Origin of the sequence: Polaromonas sp. YR568 (genome assembly GCF_943369675.1) — a bacterium.
Classification (GTDB): domain Bacteria; phylum Pseudomonadota; class Gammaproteobacteria; order Burkholderiales; family Burkholderiaceae_C; genus Polaromonas.
On record NZ_CALROB020000014.1, the window covers coordinates 76,689 to 93,049 of the forward strand.

At 62.3% G+C, this 16,361-nt stretch carries 17 protein-coding genes and 1 tRNA gene; 7 read left to right on the forward strand and 11 right to left on the reverse strand.

The features are described from left to right. Nucleotides 1-145: 145 nt before the first annotated feature. The 4 genes from rplU to proB all read left to right on the forward strand — a co-directional run bounded on the left by rplU (nucleotide 146) and on the right by proB (nucleotide 3,191). Nucleotides 146-457, forward strand: coding sequence for a 50S ribosomal protein L21 (gene rplU / locus ACLV8F_RS09790; protein ID WP_122955355.1), 312 nt, complete (start codon nucleotides 146-148; stop codon nucleotides 455-457). Nucleotides 458-484: 27 nt separating this feature from the next. Beyond that, nucleotides 485-742, forward strand: coding sequence for a 50S ribosomal protein L27 (gene rpmA / locus ACLV8F_RS09795; protein WP_122955354.1), 258 nt, complete (start codon nucleotides 485-487; stop codon nucleotides 740-742). A 120-nt stretch (nucleotides 743-862) separates the two neighbouring features. After that, nucleotides 863-1,948 carry an Obg family GTPase CgtA gene (cgtA, locus tag ACLV8F_RS09800; protein ID WP_411884040.1) on the forward strand — a complete coding sequence of 362 codons (1,086 nt, stop codon included), beginning with the start codon at nucleotides 863-865 and terminating at the stop codon, nucleotides 1,946-1,948. Nucleotides 1,949-2,054: 106 nt separating this feature from the next. Continuing rightward, nucleotides 2,055-3,191 carry a glutamate 5-kinase gene (proB, locus tag ACLV8F_RS09805; RefSeq protein ID WP_411884041.1) on the forward strand — a complete coding sequence of 379 codons (1,137 nt, stop codon included), beginning with the start codon at nucleotides 2,055-2,057 and terminating at the stop codon, nucleotides 3,189-3,191. A 22-nt stretch (nucleotides 3,192-3,213) separates the two neighbouring features. On the opposite strand, the gene ACLV8F_RS09810 is transcribed toward proB, so the two are convergent. Continuing rightward, nucleotides 3,214-3,735: a CNP1-like family protein gene (locus ACLV8F_RS09810; protein ID WP_411884042.1), complete on the reverse strand. Its 522-nt coding sequence runs from the start codon at nucleotides 3,733-3,735 to the stop codon at nucleotides 3,214-3,216. Then, nucleotides 3,732-4,436 carry an RNA pyrophosphohydrolase gene (locus tag ACLV8F_RS09815; RefSeq protein ID WP_411884071.1) on the reverse strand — a complete coding sequence of 235 codons (705 nt, stop codon included), beginning with the start codon at nucleotides 4,434-4,436 and terminating at the stop codon, nucleotides 3,732-3,734. The genes ACLV8F_RS09810 and ACLV8F_RS09815 overlap by 4 nt, the downstream gene beginning before the upstream one ends. Before the next feature lie 122 nt (nucleotides 4,437-4,558). Between ACLV8F_RS09815 and ACLV8F_RS09820 the strand changes: the two genes are divergently transcribed. Both ACLV8F_RS09820 and ACLV8F_RS09825 read left to right on the forward strand, forming a co-directional pair. Continuing rightward, the gene (locus tag ACLV8F_RS09820) at nucleotides 4,559-6,301 is read left to right on the forward strand and encodes a proline--tRNA ligase (protein ID WP_411884043.1); all 1,743 of its coding nucleotides are present in this window, start codon (nucleotides 4,559-4,561) and stop codon (nucleotides 6,299-6,301) included. Between the two features lie 7 nt (nucleotides 6,302-6,308). Continuing rightward, nucleotides 6,309-6,986, forward strand: coding sequence for a lytic transglycosylase domain-containing protein (locus ACLV8F_RS09825; RefSeq protein ID WP_411884044.1), 678 nt, complete (start codon nucleotides 6,309-6,311; stop codon nucleotides 6,984-6,986). A gap of 18 nt (nucleotides 6,987-7,004) precedes the next feature. On the opposite strand, the gene ACLV8F_RS09830 is transcribed toward ACLV8F_RS09825, so the two are convergent. From ACLV8F_RS09830 to ACLV8F_RS09850, 5 genes are all read right to left on the reverse strand, one after another. Continuing rightward, nucleotides 7,005-7,466 (reverse strand): NUDIX domain-containing protein, encoded by a 462-nt coding sequence (locus ACLV8F_RS09830; protein ID WP_411884045.1) that lies wholly within the window; start codon nucleotides 7,464-7,466, stop codon nucleotides 7,005-7,007. Continuing rightward, a complete protein-coding gene (locus ACLV8F_RS09835; RefSeq protein ID WP_411884046.1) occupies nucleotides 7,463-8,428 on the reverse strand; it encodes an ATP-binding protein in 966 nt (321 codons plus the stop codon). Before ACLV8F_RS09835 ends, ACLV8F_RS09830 begins: the two co-directional genes overlap by 4 nt. Before the next feature lie 14 nt (nucleotides 8,429-8,442). Next, the gene (gene argJ / locus ACLV8F_RS09840; RefSeq protein WP_411884047.1) at nucleotides 8,443-9,684 is read right to left on the reverse strand and encodes a bifunctional glutamate N-acetyltransferase/amino-acid acetyltransferase ArgJ; all 1,242 of its coding nucleotides are present in this window, start codon (nucleotides 9,682-9,684) and stop codon (nucleotides 8,443-8,445) included. Between the two features lie 54 nt (nucleotides 9,685-9,738). Beyond that, entirely contained in the window at nucleotides 9,739-12,504 is a 2,766-nt protein-coding gene (gene secA / locus ACLV8F_RS09845; protein WP_411884048.1) for a preprotein translocase subunit SecA, read from the reverse strand. Nucleotides 12,505-12,717: 213 nt separating this feature from the next. After that, nucleotides 12,718-13,722, reverse strand: a complete 1,005-nt coding sequence (locus ACLV8F_RS09850) for a M23 family metallopeptidase (RefSeq protein WP_411884049.1) — start codon at nucleotides 13,720-13,722, stop codon at nucleotides 12,718-12,720. A gap of 50 nt (nucleotides 13,723-13,772) precedes the next feature. Here ACLV8F_RS09850 and ACLV8F_RS09855 point away from each other — a divergent pair, with 50 nt between their 5' ends. Then, on the forward strand, nucleotides 13,773-14,090 hold the full coding sequence (locus tag ACLV8F_RS09855; protein ID WP_411877390.1) for a hypothetical protein: 318 nt from the start codon (nucleotides 13,773-13,775) through the stop codon (nucleotides 14,088-14,090). A 120-nt stretch (nucleotides 14,091-14,210) separates the two neighbouring features. On the opposite strand, the gene ACLV8F_RS09860 is transcribed toward ACLV8F_RS09855, so the two are convergent. The 4 genes from ACLV8F_RS09860 to ACLV8F_RS09875 form a co-directional block, all read right to left on the reverse strand. Beyond that, a tRNA-Thr gene (locus ACLV8F_RS09860) sits at nucleotides 14,211-14,286 on the reverse strand. 11 nt (nucleotides 14,287-14,297) lie between these two features. Then, complete coding sequence (locus ACLV8F_RS09865) at nucleotides 14,298-14,855, reverse strand: ClpXP protease specificity-enhancing factor (RefSeq protein ID WP_411884050.1); 558 nt, start codon at nucleotides 14,853-14,855, stop codon at nucleotides 14,298-14,300. Nucleotides 14,856-14,897: 42 nt separating this feature from the next. Next, a complete protein-coding gene (locus ACLV8F_RS09870; RefSeq protein ID WP_007868077.1) occupies nucleotides 14,898-15,509 on the reverse strand; it encodes a glutathione S-transferase N-terminal domain-containing protein in 612 nt (203 codons plus the stop codon). An 88-nt stretch (nucleotides 15,510-15,597) separates the two neighbouring features. Then, nucleotides 15,598-16,353 (reverse strand): cytochrome c1, encoded by a 756-nt coding sequence (locus tag ACLV8F_RS09875; RefSeq protein ID WP_411884051.1) that lies wholly within the window; start codon nucleotides 16,351-16,353, stop codon nucleotides 15,598-15,600. Nucleotides 16,354-16,361 lie beyond the last annotated feature (8 nt).

Genomic DNA, 16,361 nt, shown 5'->3' on the forward strand with positions numbered 1-16,361 from the left:
CGTCCCGCCGGTACCGCTCCGATGGGCTCGGGAAACAGCCCCGGAAAAGCCCCAAAACCGCGCTTCTGGCCATTTTTAGCATGCCGTGCTAGAATGCTGGGCTCTGCGGAAATCCGTCTGCAGAACTCAAATTACGAGGTCTTACATGTACGCGGTCATAAAAACCGGTGGCAAACAATACAAGGTTGCTACTGGAGAAAAAATTAAAGTAGAACAGATTGCTGCGGACGTAGGCCAAGAGATCGTTATTGACCAGGTATTGGCTGTCGGCACCGGCAGCACAATCACGGTTGGTACGCCCTTGGTGTCCGGCGCCACTGTTACAGTCACTGTCCTTTCGCAAGGTAGGCACGACAAGGTTCGCATTTTCAAAATGCGCCGTCGCAAGCATTACCAAAAGCGCCAGGGCCACCGGCAAAACTACACGGAACTGCAAATCGGCGCTATCGCCGGTTAAGCAGAGACGTACCAGGAGTAACGAAAAATGGCACAGAAAAAAGGCGGCGGCTCTACGCGAAACGGGCGCGATTCGCAGCCCAAAATGCTTGGCGTCAAGAAATTTGGCGGCGAAGTCATCAACGCAGGCAGTATCATCGTGCGCCAGCGCGGCACCAAGTTCCATCCAGGCGTCAATGTCGGCATCGGCAAAGACCACACGCTGTTTGCGCTGGTTGACGGCTCGGTCTCGTTTTCCGTCAAGGGTGCGCTGAACAAGCACACCGTGAATGTGACCCCGGCGTAAGCTGATCACTTCGATAAGTCACTTCGACTGAAACGAAGCCCCGACCTGTCGGGGCTTTTTTGTTTGTAAACTTGATCTCCGGCTACTATCGCCCCCCTGTTTTAACCGCAGCACTCCATCATGAAATTCGTTGACGAAGCCTTTATTGACATTGCCGCAGGCGATGGCGGGAGTGGCTGCGTCTCCTTCAGCCATGAAAAGTACAAAGAGTTCGGGGGCCCCAACGGCGGCGACGGCGGGCGCGGCGGCCATGTATACGCGGTCGCGGACATCAACCTGAACACCTTGGTGGATTTCCGCTTTTCGCGCCGCCACGATGCCCGCAACGGCCAGCACGGTATGGGCTCGGATATGTTTGGCGCCAAGGGCGACGACGTCATTCTCAAGATGCCGGTAGGCACCATCCTGACCGATGCCGAGACCGGCGAAGTCCTTTTTGAACTGCTGGTGCCTGGCGAGCAGGTCCTGATCGCCAAGGGTGGCGACGGCGGCTTCGGCAACCTGCGCTTCAAAAGCTCGACCAACCGCGCACCCCGCAGCAAGACACCGGGTTGGCCCGGCGAGCGCAAAAGCCTGAAGCTTGAGCTCAAGGTGCTGGCCGACGTCGGCCTGCTGGGCATGCCCAATGCCGGCAAATCCACCTTCATCTCGGCGGTGTCCAACGCCCGCCCCCGCATTGCCGACTATCCTTTCACCACGCTGCACCCCAATCTGGGCGTAGTGCGCGTGGGGCCCGAGCAAAGTTTTGTGGTCGCCGACCTGCCCGGCCTGATCGAAGGCGCATCCGAAGGCGCGGGCCTGGGCCATCTTTTTCTGCGCCACCTGCAGCGCACCCGCTTGCTGCTGCACGTCGTCGACCTGGCGCCTTTTGACGAAGGCGTGGACCCGGTGGCGCAAGCCAAGGCCATCGTGGGCGAGCTCAAGAAATACGATGAAGCGCTGTATGAAAAGCCGCGCTGGCTGGTTCTGAACAAGCTCGACATGGTGGACAGCGACAAGCGCGCGGCCATCGTCAAGGATTTCGTCAAGCGTTTCAAGTTCAAGGGCCCGGTGTTCGAGATTTCGGCGCTGACGCGCGAAGGCTGCGAACACCTGATCAAGACCATCTACCAGCACGTCAAGCAGGTCCAGAAAAGCGAGCAACCGGTGGAAGAAGTCGACCCGCGCTTTGCCCCGTTGCCGCCTGAACCGCCGGAAGCATCCTGACCCTTCGCTCCCGTACGCAGGCAGGTGCAGGGCTGCATTTGCTTTCTTCAATCAATAACAGCTGCTGACGCCCGTACGATTGGGCGATAGCCTGAAAATACTCAACATGCAAGACAAACCAGGCTCCACCATCCTGCGCAACGCCAGACGCATCGTGGTCAAGGTGGGCTCCAGCCTGGTGACCAACGAGGGCCGCGGACTCGATGCCGTCGCCATCGGCCAGTGGTGCGAACAGCTGGCCGCGCTCGTCAAGGACGGGCGCGAAGTGATCATGGTGAGCAGTGGCGCCATCGCCGAGGGCATGAAGCGCCTGAACTGGACCACCCGCCCGAAAGCCATCCATGAGCTGCAGGCCGCCGCGGCGGTAGGCCAGATGGGCCTGGTCCAGGTCTATGAAACCAAACTGCGCGAAAACGGCATCGGCAGCGCGCAAGTCCTGCTCACACACGCCGACCTGGCCGACCGGGAGCGCTACATCAACGCGCGCTCCACCTTGCTGGCCCTGCTGCAACTGGGCGTCGTTCCCGTTATCAATGAAAACGACACGGTCGTCAACGATGAAATCAAGTTCGGCGACAACGACACGCTGGGCGCGCTGGTGGCCAACCTTGTCGAGGCCGACGCGCTCGTGATCCTCACCGACCAAAGAGGCCTCTACACTGCCGACCCGCGCAAGGATCCGGCAGCGCAGTTCGTGCACGAAGCCAAAGCCGGCGACCCGGCGCTGGAAGCGATGGCGGGAGGCGCGGGCTCCAGCATCGGCAAGGGCGGCATGATCACCAAGATTCTGGCCGCCAAGCGCGCCGCGGGCTCGGGCGCCTCGACGGTGATCGCCTGGGGGCGCGAGCCGCAGGCGCTGATCCGGCTGACGCAGGGCGAACCCATAGGCACGCTGCTGGTGGCGCAGACGCAGAAAATGCAGGCGCGCAAACAATGGATGGCGGATCACCTGCAAATGCGCGGCTCGGTCACCGTCGACGCAGGCGCCGTGGTCAAGGTGCAGGGTGAAGGCAAAAGCCTGTTGCCCATCGGCATGACGGCAGTTCAGGGCGATTTTTCGCGTGGCGACGTGATCGCCGTCCGAAGCCCCGAGGGCGTGGAGATCGCGCGCGGCCTGGCCAATTACTCCAGCTCCGAAGCCCGGCTGATCTGCCGCAAGGCGTCTTCGGAGTTTGAAAAGTTGCTTGGCTACACGGGTGAACCCGAAATGGTCCACCGCACCAACCTCGTCCTGACCCGCTAGGCGAAGCCCGGCATCAGCAAGGTCAGTCGGCCATCCTGAAATTCGGGTTCTTCAGGCGCGAGACCAACACATGCACCGAAGGCGCCGATGCGGCGCTGTCACACGCGCCGGCCCTGGCAAACCGCAGCGCGTGCTTGGACGGCACGGGCCCAAACATGGACTGCCACTCCGGGTTGGCCACCATGTTCCATTTGCCGTCGGGGGAATACCGGCCGTAGGTCTTGAACTCCCCGGTGGAACAGCGAATCCCCTCGTACATCACGTTGCGGGCGCCACTGGCGCTGCTGGCCACAATCACATAACGAACAAGGCTGTCGCTGTCGGTGATGCTGATGGAAGCGGGATCGATGCCGTAAGCCAGCGAAGAGTTAGGCGACACCTCCAGCGGGATCAGTTTTTTGACATCGAAGGCCGGCGGCGGGGGAACCGGCGACTCCTTCCAGTCGACAGGATCCTCGAGGGCATAGACCTGGGCCGTTGCCGGGCCGGAGGCGCCGATCGCCATCAGGACGAGGGAGGCCAAAAAAGCCGATTTGAGTTTCATGGTTTCTGGGTGCTGGGATCCGCACCCAGGCTGGTTTGCGGATCAGGTTCAAAGGTGGCGCCGGGCGGCAATTCAAAAGAAGCGCCGGGGCGGGTAATCTGGGCATGGAAAGGCTCAACTGCGGGGTGAAAGCCACCCTCGCCCGGCGGGCCCGAATGGTCGCGCTGGTGCAGGCCGCCGCGCAAATAGCGGTTGCGATGGTCGGGACGCGGCTCCACGCGGTTGTCCACGCGGGGAACAAACCGGGAGAGTTCGGTCAGCGCCATTTCATAGACACCGCGCTTGAACTCGACCACCACGTCCAGCGGCACCCAGTAGTCGTTCCAACGCCAGGCATCGAACTCGGGATGGTCTGTTGCGCGCAGGTTCAAGTCCCAGTCGTGGCCGACCAGTTGAAGGAGAAACCAGATTTGTTTCTGGCCTTTGTAATGTCCGCGCGCATCGCGGCGGATGAACCGGTCAGGCACCTCATAGCGCAACCAGTCTCGGGTTCGGGCCAGCACATTCACATGCTGTGGCAACAGCCCCACTTCTTCATGCAACTCGCGGTACATGGCCTGCTCGGGATTTTCGCCCCGGTCAATGCCACCCTGCGGAAATTGCCACGAGTGGGTACGGATACGTTTGCCCCAAAATACCTGACTTCTCTGGTTGAGCAAGATGATGCCGACGTTGGGCCGAAAGCCGTCCCGGTCAAGCATAATCAAACCTCAATTTTTTAAACTGAGTCCATTATGCACAGCGAAGGCCCCAGCGCCAAGCGCACAGCGGGCTGCAGCACCTTTCCCCCCATTTCCAACCCCGGAATCCCCGAAAACCGCCCATGAAAGCCTCCCAGTTCTTCATTTCCACCCTCAAGGAAGCCCCCGCCGACGCCGAAGTCGTCAGCCACCAGCTCATGATGCGGGCCGGCATGATCAAGAAACTGGGCGCCGGCGTTTACAACTACATGCCCATGGGCCTGCGCGTGATCCGCAAGGTCGAGGCCATCGTGCGCGAGGAAATGAACCGGGCCGGCGCCGTGGAGATGACCATGCCGGTGATCCAGCCGGCCGAGCTCTGGCAGGAAACCGGCCGCTTTGAAAAAATGGGGCCCGAACTGCTGCGCATCAAGGACCGCCACGGCCGCGATTTCGTGGTCCAGCCGACCAGCGAAGAAGTCGTCACCGACGTGATGCGCCAGGACATCAAGAGCTACAAGCAGCTGCCGAAAAACCTGTACCAGATCCAGACCAAGTTCCGCGACGAACGCCGGCCGCGCTTCGGCCTGATGCGCGGGCGCGAGTTCATCATGAAGGACGCCTACAGCTTCGACCGCGACCAGGCCGGCGCCAAGGCCAGCTACCAGATCATGGCAGCCGCCTACCGCAAGATTTTTGACCGCTTCGGCCTGACCTACCGCGCGGTCGCCGCCGACAGCGGCGCCATAGGCGGTGACCTGAGCGAAGAGTTCCAGGTGATCGCCGCGACCGGCGAAGACGCCATCGTCTACTGCCCCGGCAGCGACTACGCCGCCAACATGGAAAAAGCCGAAGCGCTGCCGCCCCAAGGCGCGCGCAAAGCCGCATCGCAGGCCATGGCCAAAACGGCGACGCCCGGCAAATCCACCTGCGCCGACGTGGCCGAGCTGCTGGGCATCCCGCTGCAAACCACCGTCAAGTCGCTGGTGCTGGCCACCGACACGCTCGATGAGGCGGGCAAGCCCGTCAAGTCGCAGGTCTGGCTGCTGCTGCTGCGCGGCGACCACGACATGAACGAAGTCAAGGTCGGCAAGGTGCCTGGCCTGGCGGACTTCCGCTTCGCCACCCTGGCCGAGATTGAAGACCATTTCGGCTGCAAGCCGGGTTACCTCGGCCCGCTGAACCTGAAAAAGCCCGTCAAGCTGATCGCCGACCGCGAAGTCGCCGCACTGGCCGACTGGGTCTGCGGCGCCAACGAAGCGGACTTTCACATGACCGGCGTCAACTGGGGCCGCGACCTGCCCGAGCCCGAACTGGTGGCCGACATCCGCAACGTGGTGGCGGGCGACCCGTCGCCCGACGGCAAGGGCGCGCTGGTGATCGAGCGCGGCATCGAGGTCGGCCATGTGTTCTACCTCGGCACCAAATACAGCCGCGCCATGAACGCCACCTTCCTGGGTGAAAACGGCAAGCCGCAGTTCATGGAAATGGGCTGCTACGGCATCGGCATCACGCGCCTGCCGGCCGCAGCCATTGAACAGAACCATGACGAGCGCGGCATCATCTGGCCAGACGCCATTGCCCCCTTCACCGTGGTGCTGTGCCCCATCAGCCCCGACCGCTTCCCCGAAGTCGAAGCCGCCGCCAGCAAACTCTACGCGGAACTGCTCGCGGCCGGCGTGGACGTGATCCTGGACGACCGGGGCGAACGTCCTGGCGCCATGTTCGCCGACTGGGAGCTGATTGGCGTGCCGCACCGCGTCACCATCGGCGACCGCGGCCTGAAAGAGGGACAGCTCGAATACCAGCATCGCCGCGATGCGGCCTCCAGCAAGATCGATGCGGCCGGTGCTTTCGATTTCCTCAAGGGAAAGCTGGCGCTTTGACGCCTTCATGGTTCCCGTGCGCTCATTGACCCTGTCCGCATCCGGCGCCGCCCAGGCAAAGGCGGAAGGGCTTTCCCGCCGAACCTGCCTGCAGGCATTGCCCATTGCCCTCAGCCCATTGCTGCTCGCGGAGCGGGCGCATGCCGGCGCACAGGTTGAAGAACCGCTGATTGACTCGGTGCGTACCGCGTTGAGTTCGGCCATCGCCAACCAGGCGCCTCCCGTGCCCGAGTTCAAGGATACGGAGAGCCGCCTCGCCTACCTGCGCTGGCTGGGCACGATGAGCGACCGGCTCAAAAAGAAAAAACCCGAGTGGCAGATCCGCAAGGAATTCCTGCAAACCGTCTGGTACGAAAGCAAGCGCGCCGGGCTGGATACGACACTGGTGCTGGGCCTGATCCAGGTCGAAAGCAATTTCCGCAAGTTCGCGGTCAGCAACGTGGGCGCGCGCGGCTACATGCAGGTCATGCCCTTCTGGACGCGCGTGATCGGAGACGGCGACCCGGCCAAGCTGTTTCACATGCAGACAAACCTGCGCTTTGGCTGCGTGATCCTTCGCCACTACCTGGACAGGGAGCGCGGCGACCTCTTTATGGGCCTGGGGCGCTACAACGGTTCACGCGGCAAATCGCCTTACCCCGACGCTGTATTGGGGGCGAGCAAGAACTGGGTGTTTACGGCCTGAGACGGCCAAAGCGGCAGCTCAGCAGGTCGCGCCGGCAAAGCCCCGCTCTTCGGCAAACCAGGCCAGCACCGGCACCGTGCCCGGCAAGACGGGCTGCACACTGACCGGCAAGGATTGCCAGGCATGCGACTGGCCTTCATGCATTTGCAGCTCGCCGGCCCACTCAAACACCTTGCAAAAATTCAGGCGCACCAGCGCATGCGGGTAGTCGACCATTTCGACCTTCCAGGGATGGACCGTGCCTATGGTGACGCCGATTTCTTCCTGCAGCTCGCGGCGCAGTGCGGCTTCGACGCTTTCGCCCTGCTCCAGCTTGCCGCCGGGGAACTCCCAATAACCTTCGTAGACTTTGCCAGGCGGGCGCGAGGTCAGCAGGAAATCGCCATCAGGCCGGATCAGCACGCCGACCGCAACGTCGACCACCTTGCGGTCCGCACCGCCCTCGCGCGGCCGTTCTCCGTCGGCGACCAGCACGCTCATGTCGAACTGTCGGGAGCCTGGTCGGACGGCGCTACAGCGGAAGCGCCCGGGCGCTCATAGGCCGCAATGGCGGGCGCCACCACAGGCCGGCTGGCGCTGTCGCGGCCGGCATAGTCACGCGCGAACTGGTAGGCGACACGGCCGCTGCGCGAACCGCGTTCCAGCGCCCAGACCAGGGAGGCCGGTTTCGCCGCCGCGATGGCATCCCGGCCCACACCGAAGGACGACAGCCACTGAGCGACGATGGTCAGGTATTCGTCCTGGGTGAAGGGGTAGAAGCTGACCCAGAGGCCGAAGCGTTCGGACAGCGAAATTTTTTCCTCGACCACTTCACCGGGATGCACCTCACCGTCATCGCCGCGGGTATAGGTGAGGTTTTCCGTCATGTATTCGGGCAACAGGTGGCGCCGGTTGCTGGTCGCATAGATCAGCACATTGGGCGTGGCGGCCGCGACGGAACCATCCAGGATGGACTTGAGCGCCTTGTAGCCGGGTTCGCCCTCCTCAAAACTCAAATCATCGCAAAACACGATAAATTTTTCGGGCAGGCCGGCGACCACGTCGACGATGTCCGGCAAATCGGTCAGGTCAGCCTTGTCGACTTCAATCAGGCGCAGGCCGCGTGAGGCATATTCATTGAGGCAGGCTTTGATCAGCGAGGACTTGCCGGTGCCGCGTGCGCCGGTCAGCAGCACGTTGTTGGCGGGTTTGCCCAGCACGAACTGCTCGGTGTTGCGCTTGATCTTTTCCTTCTGGTCCTCGATCTCCTTGAGGTCGCCCAGGCTCATGTTGCCGATGTGCCGGACCGGCTCCAGTGAACCATGGCCCGAACTGCGCTTGCGGTAGCGGTAAGCGACCGAGGCGCTCCAGTCCGGCGCGGTCAAGGGCTGCGGCAGCACGGATTCGATCCGCGCCATCAAGGACTCGACGCGGGTGATCAGGCGTTCAAACTGCTCGTTCATTGGGTTGTTCTGGATTAACTGCGGTAGTCGGCGTTGATCTTGACGTAGTCGTAGGAGAAATCGCAGGTCCAGACGGTGTCGGCGGCCGCGCCGCGGCCCAGCACCACGCGCACCGTGATCTCGCTTTGTTTCATCACGCGCTGGCCATCGGCCTCGACGTAACCGGGATGCCGGCCGCCGTTCTTGGCCACCAGCACCTCGTCGAGGTACAGATCGATTTTTGTCTGGTCCAGGTCGTCGATGCCGGCATAACCGACGGCGGCGAGGATGCGGCCGAGATTCGGGTCGCTGGCGAAGAAAGCGGTTTTCACCAGCGGCGAATGGGCGATGGCGTAGGCCACCTTGCGGCATTCCTCGCCGGTCTTTCCGCCTTCAATCTGGATGGTCATGAATTTGGTCGCGCCTTCGCCGTCGCGCACGATGGCCTGCGCCAGCTGCCGGGCGATGTCCAGCATGGCGGCGCGCAAGGCCTGGCCGTCGGCGCTGTCCAGCGAGGTCACGGGTGCGTGGGCGGCCTTGTTGGTGGCCACCACCACGAAGGAGTCGTTGGTCGAGGTGTCGCCGTCCACCGTCACGCGGTTGAACGATCCCTCCGCCAGCTCGCGGGCCAGTTGCGCCATCAGCGGCTGGGCCACGCAGGCATCGGTCGCCATAAAGCCCAGCATGGTGGCCATATTGGGCCGTATCATGCCGGCGCCCTTGCTGATGCCGGTGATGGTGACGTCTGTACCCGAAAGCTTGATGCGTTTGGAAAATGCTTTGGCCACCGTGTCGGTGGTCATGATGGCTTCGGCCGCAGCGCCCCAGTTATCTTCTTTCGCGGCAGCCAACGCGGCCGGCAGGCCCGCCGCGATGCGGTCGTTGGGCAGGGGCTCCATGATGACGCCGGTGGAAAACGGCAGGACTTGCTCGGGGGCAAGATCCAGCAACCGGGCCAGTGCGATGCAAGTGGCGTGCGCGCGGCTCAGGCCATCGTCGCCAGTCCCGGCATTGGCATTGCCGGTGTTGATGACCATGGCGCGTATGCCGGCCGTCTGCCCACCGTTTCTGGCGAGGTGCTCGCGGCAGATTTGCACCGGCGCGGCGCAAAAGCGGTTTTGCGTGAAGACAGCGCCAACGGACGCTCCTTCATCAAGCAACAGCACGGAAAGGTCTTTGCGATTCGCTTTGCGTATGCCCGCCTCGGTGATGCCCCAGCGCACGCCGCGCACAGGGTGAAGGTCCGCGGCGGGCGTGGCAACCAGATTGACGGGCATGTATTGACTCCGGAAAACCAGTGTGGAGGGATAGGCGTTCGACTCGGGCCGCGCTCAGTTGAGCAGGCCGTGGCAGTTCTTGTATTTTTTGCCCGAACCGCAAGGGCACGGGTCGTTGCGGCCCACGCGGGGCACATCGCCGACCGGCACGGCCGGTGCGCGGCGCTGCGACTCCTCGTCCACCGTCGTTTCCACTTCGCCGGTTTCAGTGGGCGCGGTGTAGGTGACGTTGGCGATGTTTTCGGCGCGGTTTTCCATCTCTTCGGCGGCCTGCTCCAGCTGCTCGCCGGACTGGACCTTGACCGTCATCAGGACCTTGGTGACTTCGTTTTTCACGCTGTCGAGCAACTGGCCGAAGAGCTCAAACGCTTCGCGCTTGTATTCCTGCTTGGGTTGCTTTTGCGCGTAGCCGCGCAGGTGTATGCCCTGGCGCAGGTAGTCGAGGGCGCTCAGGTGTTCGCGCCAGTGGCTGTCTATGCTTTGCAGCAGGACCACGCGCTCGAACTGCGTGAAGTTTTCTTCGCCGATTTTCTCGACCTTGTCGGCAAAGGCGGCGTTGGCGGCCGCTATGACCTTCTCGACCACTTCTTCGTCGGTGATGGCGGTGGCAGCTTCGAGTTCCTGGCGCAGGGGCAATTCGATCTGCCATTCGTCGCGCAGCACGTTCTCGAGGCCGGGAACGTCCCACTGCTCTTCCACGCTTTCCACCGGCACATACTGGCGCGCGAGGTCTGTGAAGCAGCCTTCGCGCAGCGAGGCAATTTGTGCCTGCAGACTGGCGGCGTCCATGATGTCGTTGCGCTGCTGGTAGATCACCTTGCGCTGGTCGTTGGCCACGTCGTCGTATTCAAGCAATTGCTTGCGCACGTCGAAGTTGCGTGCTTCGACCTTGCGCTGGGCCGATTCGATGCTGCGGGTGACGATGCCCGCCTCGATCGCCTCGCCGTCGGGCATCTTGAGCCGCTCCATGATGGCCTTGACGCGGTCGCCCGCGAAGATCCGCATCAGCGGGTCGTCCAGGCTCAGGTAAAAGCGCGAAGAGCCAGGGTCGCCCTGGCGACCGGAGCGGCCGCGCAACTGGTTGTCGATGCGGCGCGATTCATGGCGTTCGGTCGCGATGATGCGCAGACCGCCCAGCGAGGTGACCTGTTCGTGCTCGTCCTTCCACGCGGCGCGCAGGCGGGCGATTTCCGTCTCTTTGGCGGCGGCGTCCAGCGCCTCGTCCGCTTCAACGGCTTCGATCAGTTTTTCAACGTTGCCGCCCAGCACAATATCGGTGCCGCGGCCCGCCATGTTGGTGGCGATGGTGATCATCTTCGGCCGGCCAGCCTGCGCGATGATGTCGGCTTCGCGGGCATGCTGCTTGGCGTTGAGCACCTGGTGCGGCAGGTTTTCCTTGGTCAGCAGGTCGTCGATGATTTCAGAGTTCTCAATCGAGGACGTGCCGACCAGCACGGGCTGGCCGCGCTCATAGCACTCGCGAATGTCCTTGATGGCGGCTTCGTATTTCTCGCGCGTGGTTTTGTAGACGCGATCGAGCTGGTCGTCGCGGCGGCTCACGCGATTGGGCGGGATCACCGTGGTTTCCAGGCCGTAGATTTCCTGGAATTCGTAGGCTTCGGTGTCGGCGGTGCCGGTCATGCCGGCCAGCTTGGCGTAAAGGCGGAAATAGTTCTGGAAGGTAATGGAGGCCAGGGTCTGGTTTTCGGCCTGGATCTGCACGCCCTCCTTGGCTTCGACGGCCTGGTGCAGGCCGTCGCTCCAGCGGCGGCCCGACATCAGGCGGCCGGTGAACTCGTCGACGATCACGACCTCACCGTCCTGCACCACGTAGTGCTGGTCGCGGTGGTAGAGCTGGTTGGCACGCAGGGCCGCATACAGGTGGTGCATCAGCGAGATGTTGGCCGGGTCGTACAGCGTGGCGCCTTCGGGGATCAGTCCCAGGTTGAACAGCAGACGCTCGGCGCTCTCATGGCCTTGTTCGGTCAGGGTCACCTGGTGGCTTTTCTCGTCGACGGTGAAATCGCCGGGCTTGGTCACGCCCTCGCCGGTGCGCGGGTCGGCTTCGCCTTCCTGGCGTGTCAGCAAGGGCACGACCTTGTTCATCGCCAGGTACATCTCGGTGTGGTCTTCGGCCTGGCCGCTGATGATGAGCGGCGTGCGCGCCTCGTCGATCAGGATGGAGTCGACCTCGTCGACGATGGCGTAGTTCAGGCCGCGCTGCACGCGGTCCGTCACTTCATAGACCATGTTGTCGCGCAGGTAGTCGAAGCCGTATTCGTTGTTGGTGCCGTAGGTGATGTCCGAGCCGTAGGCCGCCTGCTTTTCCTCGCGCGACATGTTGGGCAGGTTGATGCCCACCGACAGGCCCAGGAAGTTATAGAGCTTGCCCATCCAGCGCGCATCACGGCTGGCCAGGTAATCATTGACCGTCACCACATGCACACCCTTGCCGGTCAATGCATTGAGGTAAACCGGCAGCGTGGCGGTCAGGGTCTTGCCCTCGCCGGTGCGCATTTCGGAAATCTTGCCGTTGTGCAGCGACATGCCGCCCAGCATCTGGACGTCGAAGTGGCGCATCTTCATGACACGCTTGCTGCCCTCCCGCACCACCGCGAAGGCTTCGGGAAGAATGGCATCGAGCTCCTCGCCCGCGGCTATCCGGCTTTTGAACTCCTGGGTTTTGGCCCGCAACTGGTCGTCGTCAAGCTTTTCGTACTGGGTCTCCAGCGCATTGATGCGTTCTACGGTTTTGCGGTAGGTTTTGAGCAGCCTGTCATTGCGGCTGCCGAAAATTTTGGTCAGGATGTTGGAAGCCATAAATGCGAGGCCGCCTTGACCGCTCCCCATGAGCTGGCAATGCGGCCGAAATCCCTTATTGAGTACGGAACCTAGGTGTGGGCGCCATCAGTGAGTTCAACTGGGCCCAAACCTCTGATTTTAACTCTGCCGGGAGCGTCGCACAGGCTACCGCCCTAAATCCAGGGCGATTGGCAATAGGCCGCATAGGCATGCGCGGCAGGCGAAGCCCGCCTAATGAGGGCGCGGTAGCTGCTGAAGCTGTGCGGGTACGGGTGCAGGCGCGGGCGCGGCAGGCCGCGCAGCAGCTGATGCCACCATCGGTGCGGGCAGTTTCTGCCCTGCAGTCAGGAATTTCTGCGGGTCCTGGAACACGCCCTGAACCAGCACCTCGAAATGCAGGTGCGGGCCGGTGGAGCGGCCGGTGGTGCCGACCTCGGCGATCTTCTGGCCTCGCTTGACCAGGTCGCCCTTTTTGACCAATACCCGCGATGCATGGGCATAGCGCGTGACAAGTTCGTTGCCGTGGTCGACCTCGACCATGTTGCCGTAGGCAGGGTGGTACTCCTGCGTCACGACTACGCCGCCCGCCGCGGCCAGGATGGCCGTGCCCGGTTCGGACGGGAAATCGAGCCCGGTGTGTAACGCCGAGCGCCCGTTCATCGGGTCGATGCGCCAGCCGAAGGGAGAGCCGAGGTTGCCGCCGGCCACGGGTTCCTGGGTGGGAACCATCATTTTCTTGATCTTCTGGTCAAAGAGCCGCGACTCCATCACAGTCATCAGGTCGACACGCTGGTCGGTGAGCTTGTCCAGCTCCGCCAGCGTGGCCTGCAGCTCCTCCATGGTGAGCGAGGGGCCCGCCACCAGCGCGCCGCCGCGGCCGGGCTGGACCTTGATGTCATTGGGGTTGACGCCTGCCAGGCCCGACACACGCTCACCGAGCGCTTCGAGCTGCATCATCTTGGCCTGCATTTCGCCGACACGCTTGGCCATCACGTCGAGGTTTTCCCGCATGAAGCGGTCGCGCTGGTCGAATTCGTCCTTGACCATGAGCTTGACCAGCGAGCCGACGACGGGCCAGCCTTCGCGCGCGCCCTTGAGGAACACCCAGTGGTAGAGGCCGGCGGCCACAAGCATCAGCGCCAGCGCGGCGACAAAGCCCGCCAGCACCAGTTTTGTGCCGCTTAAATAGATGGCCCGGCTTTTCGCCAGCCACGCATCCGTGATAATCAAATGCACTTGTCTACCTCTTTAAAAGCTTCTGCTCCCTGAGCCGCTCTCCGTCCACCATGACTTCCGACCGGCGCCTTCCGCAGGCGCTCTCCGTTTACCAAGCCGCCGGGAATTCCCCCTCCCTGGCGCGGTTGACCGAACTCGTCCGGGAGTCCAGCGACAGGCTCAAGGCCATTGAGTCGCTACTGCCCGAGGCCCTCCGCCCCGCTGTCCAAGCCGGGCCGATAGACGGCGAGACCTGGTGCCTGCTGGTCAGCGGCAACGCGGCCGCAGCGAAAATCCGGCAACTACTCCCCTTGATCCAGGCCCGCCTTATAGGCAAAGGTTGGAAGGTTACCTCAATTCGACTCAAGATCCTAATAAGCAGAAAGTAGTAGCCATTCTCTTCATTAACGGCGCTATGGCATGGAAGCTAAAGCCCCGCCTGATGGCTCGCTACAAAATTGCTAGCGATAGTACCCATGTTGCATGGGGAAGGCAAGGCCGGGGGGAAATGGTGCCGCTTGTCGGAATCGAACTGACGACCTACCGCTTACAAGGCGGTTGCTCTACCAACTGAGCTAAAGCGGCACGGGGGTATTTTACTTGACGCGTTTCAGCGACGGCCGCGCGCGCGGCGGCTTGGGAGGCTCCGGCGGGGTCTCGGGGCCACCGTCTCCGGCATCGGGCGTGCTTTCGGGCACCAATTGCATGATTTTGGCGTCGGGTCCGTCCGCCGCGCTGTGCGGCGCCGGAGCCGACGATGGGGCGGCGGCCGGTGCCGCCAAACCGGCATCGCTTCCCGACTCGGCACTGGAGACCGGGCCCGCGGCGGAAGGCGCCACCATGGGAAACGCCATGCCCTGCCCGTTTTCACGGGCATAGATGGCGATCACATGGCTGATAGGCACCATGATTTCCCGGGCGCTGCCGGCGAAACGCGCCTTGAATTCGATGAAATCATTGCCCAGCTTGAGCGACGAAGTCGCGTCGAAGCTGATGTTGAGCACGATCTCATTGTTCTTCACGTATTCGCGCGGCACCTGCACGCTGTCATCCACCGACACGGCCACATAGGGCGTGAAGCCGTTGTCGGTGCACCAGTCGTACAGGGCGCGTATCAGGTACGGGCGCGTTGACGTGGAGTCCAGGGCGTTCATGAATTCAGCCAAACTGCTTGTCCGTGAAATCAGGGTCGGGCTTTATTTACGCATGACCTTTTCGGAAGGCGTCAGCGCTTCGATGTAGGCCGGGCGCGAAAAGATGCGTTCCGCGTACTTGAGCAGCGGCGCGGCATTCTTCGACAGGTCGATGTCGTAGTAATCCAGGCGCCACAGCAAGGGGGCGATCGCCACGTCCAGCATGGAGAAGTTGTCGCCCAGCATGAACTTGTTCTTCAGGAAGATGGGCGCGAGCTGCGTCAGGCGGTCGCGGATGTGCGAACGGGCTTTTTCGAGCGCCTTTTCGTTGCCTTTGGACGCGCGTGATTCCAGCGTGCTGACGTGGACGAACAGCTCTTTTTCGAAGTTGAGCAAAAAGAGGCGCACGCGCGCGCGGTCGACCGGGTCGCCGGGCATGAGTTGCGGGTGCGGGAAGCGCTCGTCGATGTACTCGTTGATGATATTCGACTCGTACAGGATCAGGTCGCGCTCGACCAGGATAGGCACCTGGCCGTAGGGATTCATCACGTTGATGTCTTCGGGCTTGTTGTACAGGTCGACGTCGCGGATTTCGAAGTCCATGCCTTTTTCAAACAGCACAAAACGGCAGCGGTGCGAGAAGGGGCAGGTTGTGCCTGAATAAAGGACCATCATGGTGCGGAACTCCTAAATGCAAAGGAGTGGATACATATAAAAGCATCCACTCCAGAAGGTGCCGGGAACCGAATCCCGGCGAAAAAAATTACTTGACGTCTTTCCAGAACGCCGCATTCAGGCGCCAGGTGACGAAAGTCAGGCAGAGAAGGAACAGCAGCACCCAGACACCGACGCGAATGCGGATGTTCTGGGCCGGCTCGCCCATCCACTGCAGGTAACCCACAAGGTCGCCCATGGCCTGGTCGTACTGCAGCGGCGTCATCGTGCCGGGCGTGACCTGTTGCCAGCCTTTGAAGATCGCGACCTTATGGCCGTGCTCTTCTTTTTCCTCATACACGGGGGTGCGCACGCCCTGCAATTCCCAGAGCACGTGCGGCATGGCAACGCTGGGGAATGCCAGGTTGTTCCAGCCGGTGGCCTTGGTTTCGTCGCGGTAGTAGGTGCGCAGGTAGGTATACAGGTAGTCGGCACCGGTGCCGCCGTGGCCGGCGCGCGAACGCGCAATCACGGTGAGGTCGGGCGGATTGCCGCCGAACCAGTCCTTGGCCTGTTTCGGGTCGATCGCGGCCTTCATGGTGTCACCCACTTTTTCAGTGGTGAACAGCAGGTTGTCCTTGATTTCCTTGTCGGTCAGATTGATGTCTTTCAGGCGGTTGAAGCGCATGAAAGCGGCGGAATGGCAGTTGAGGCAATAGTTGACGAACAGCCTGGCGCCGTTTTGCAGGGAGCCCATGTCGTTGGTCCGGTCGGGCGCCTTGTCCCAGGCGATGCCGCCTTCCGAAGCTTGTGCACCAGCCACGAGGCCAAAGGCGGTAACCAACGCAAAAATAATTTTTTTCATCGTTTTTA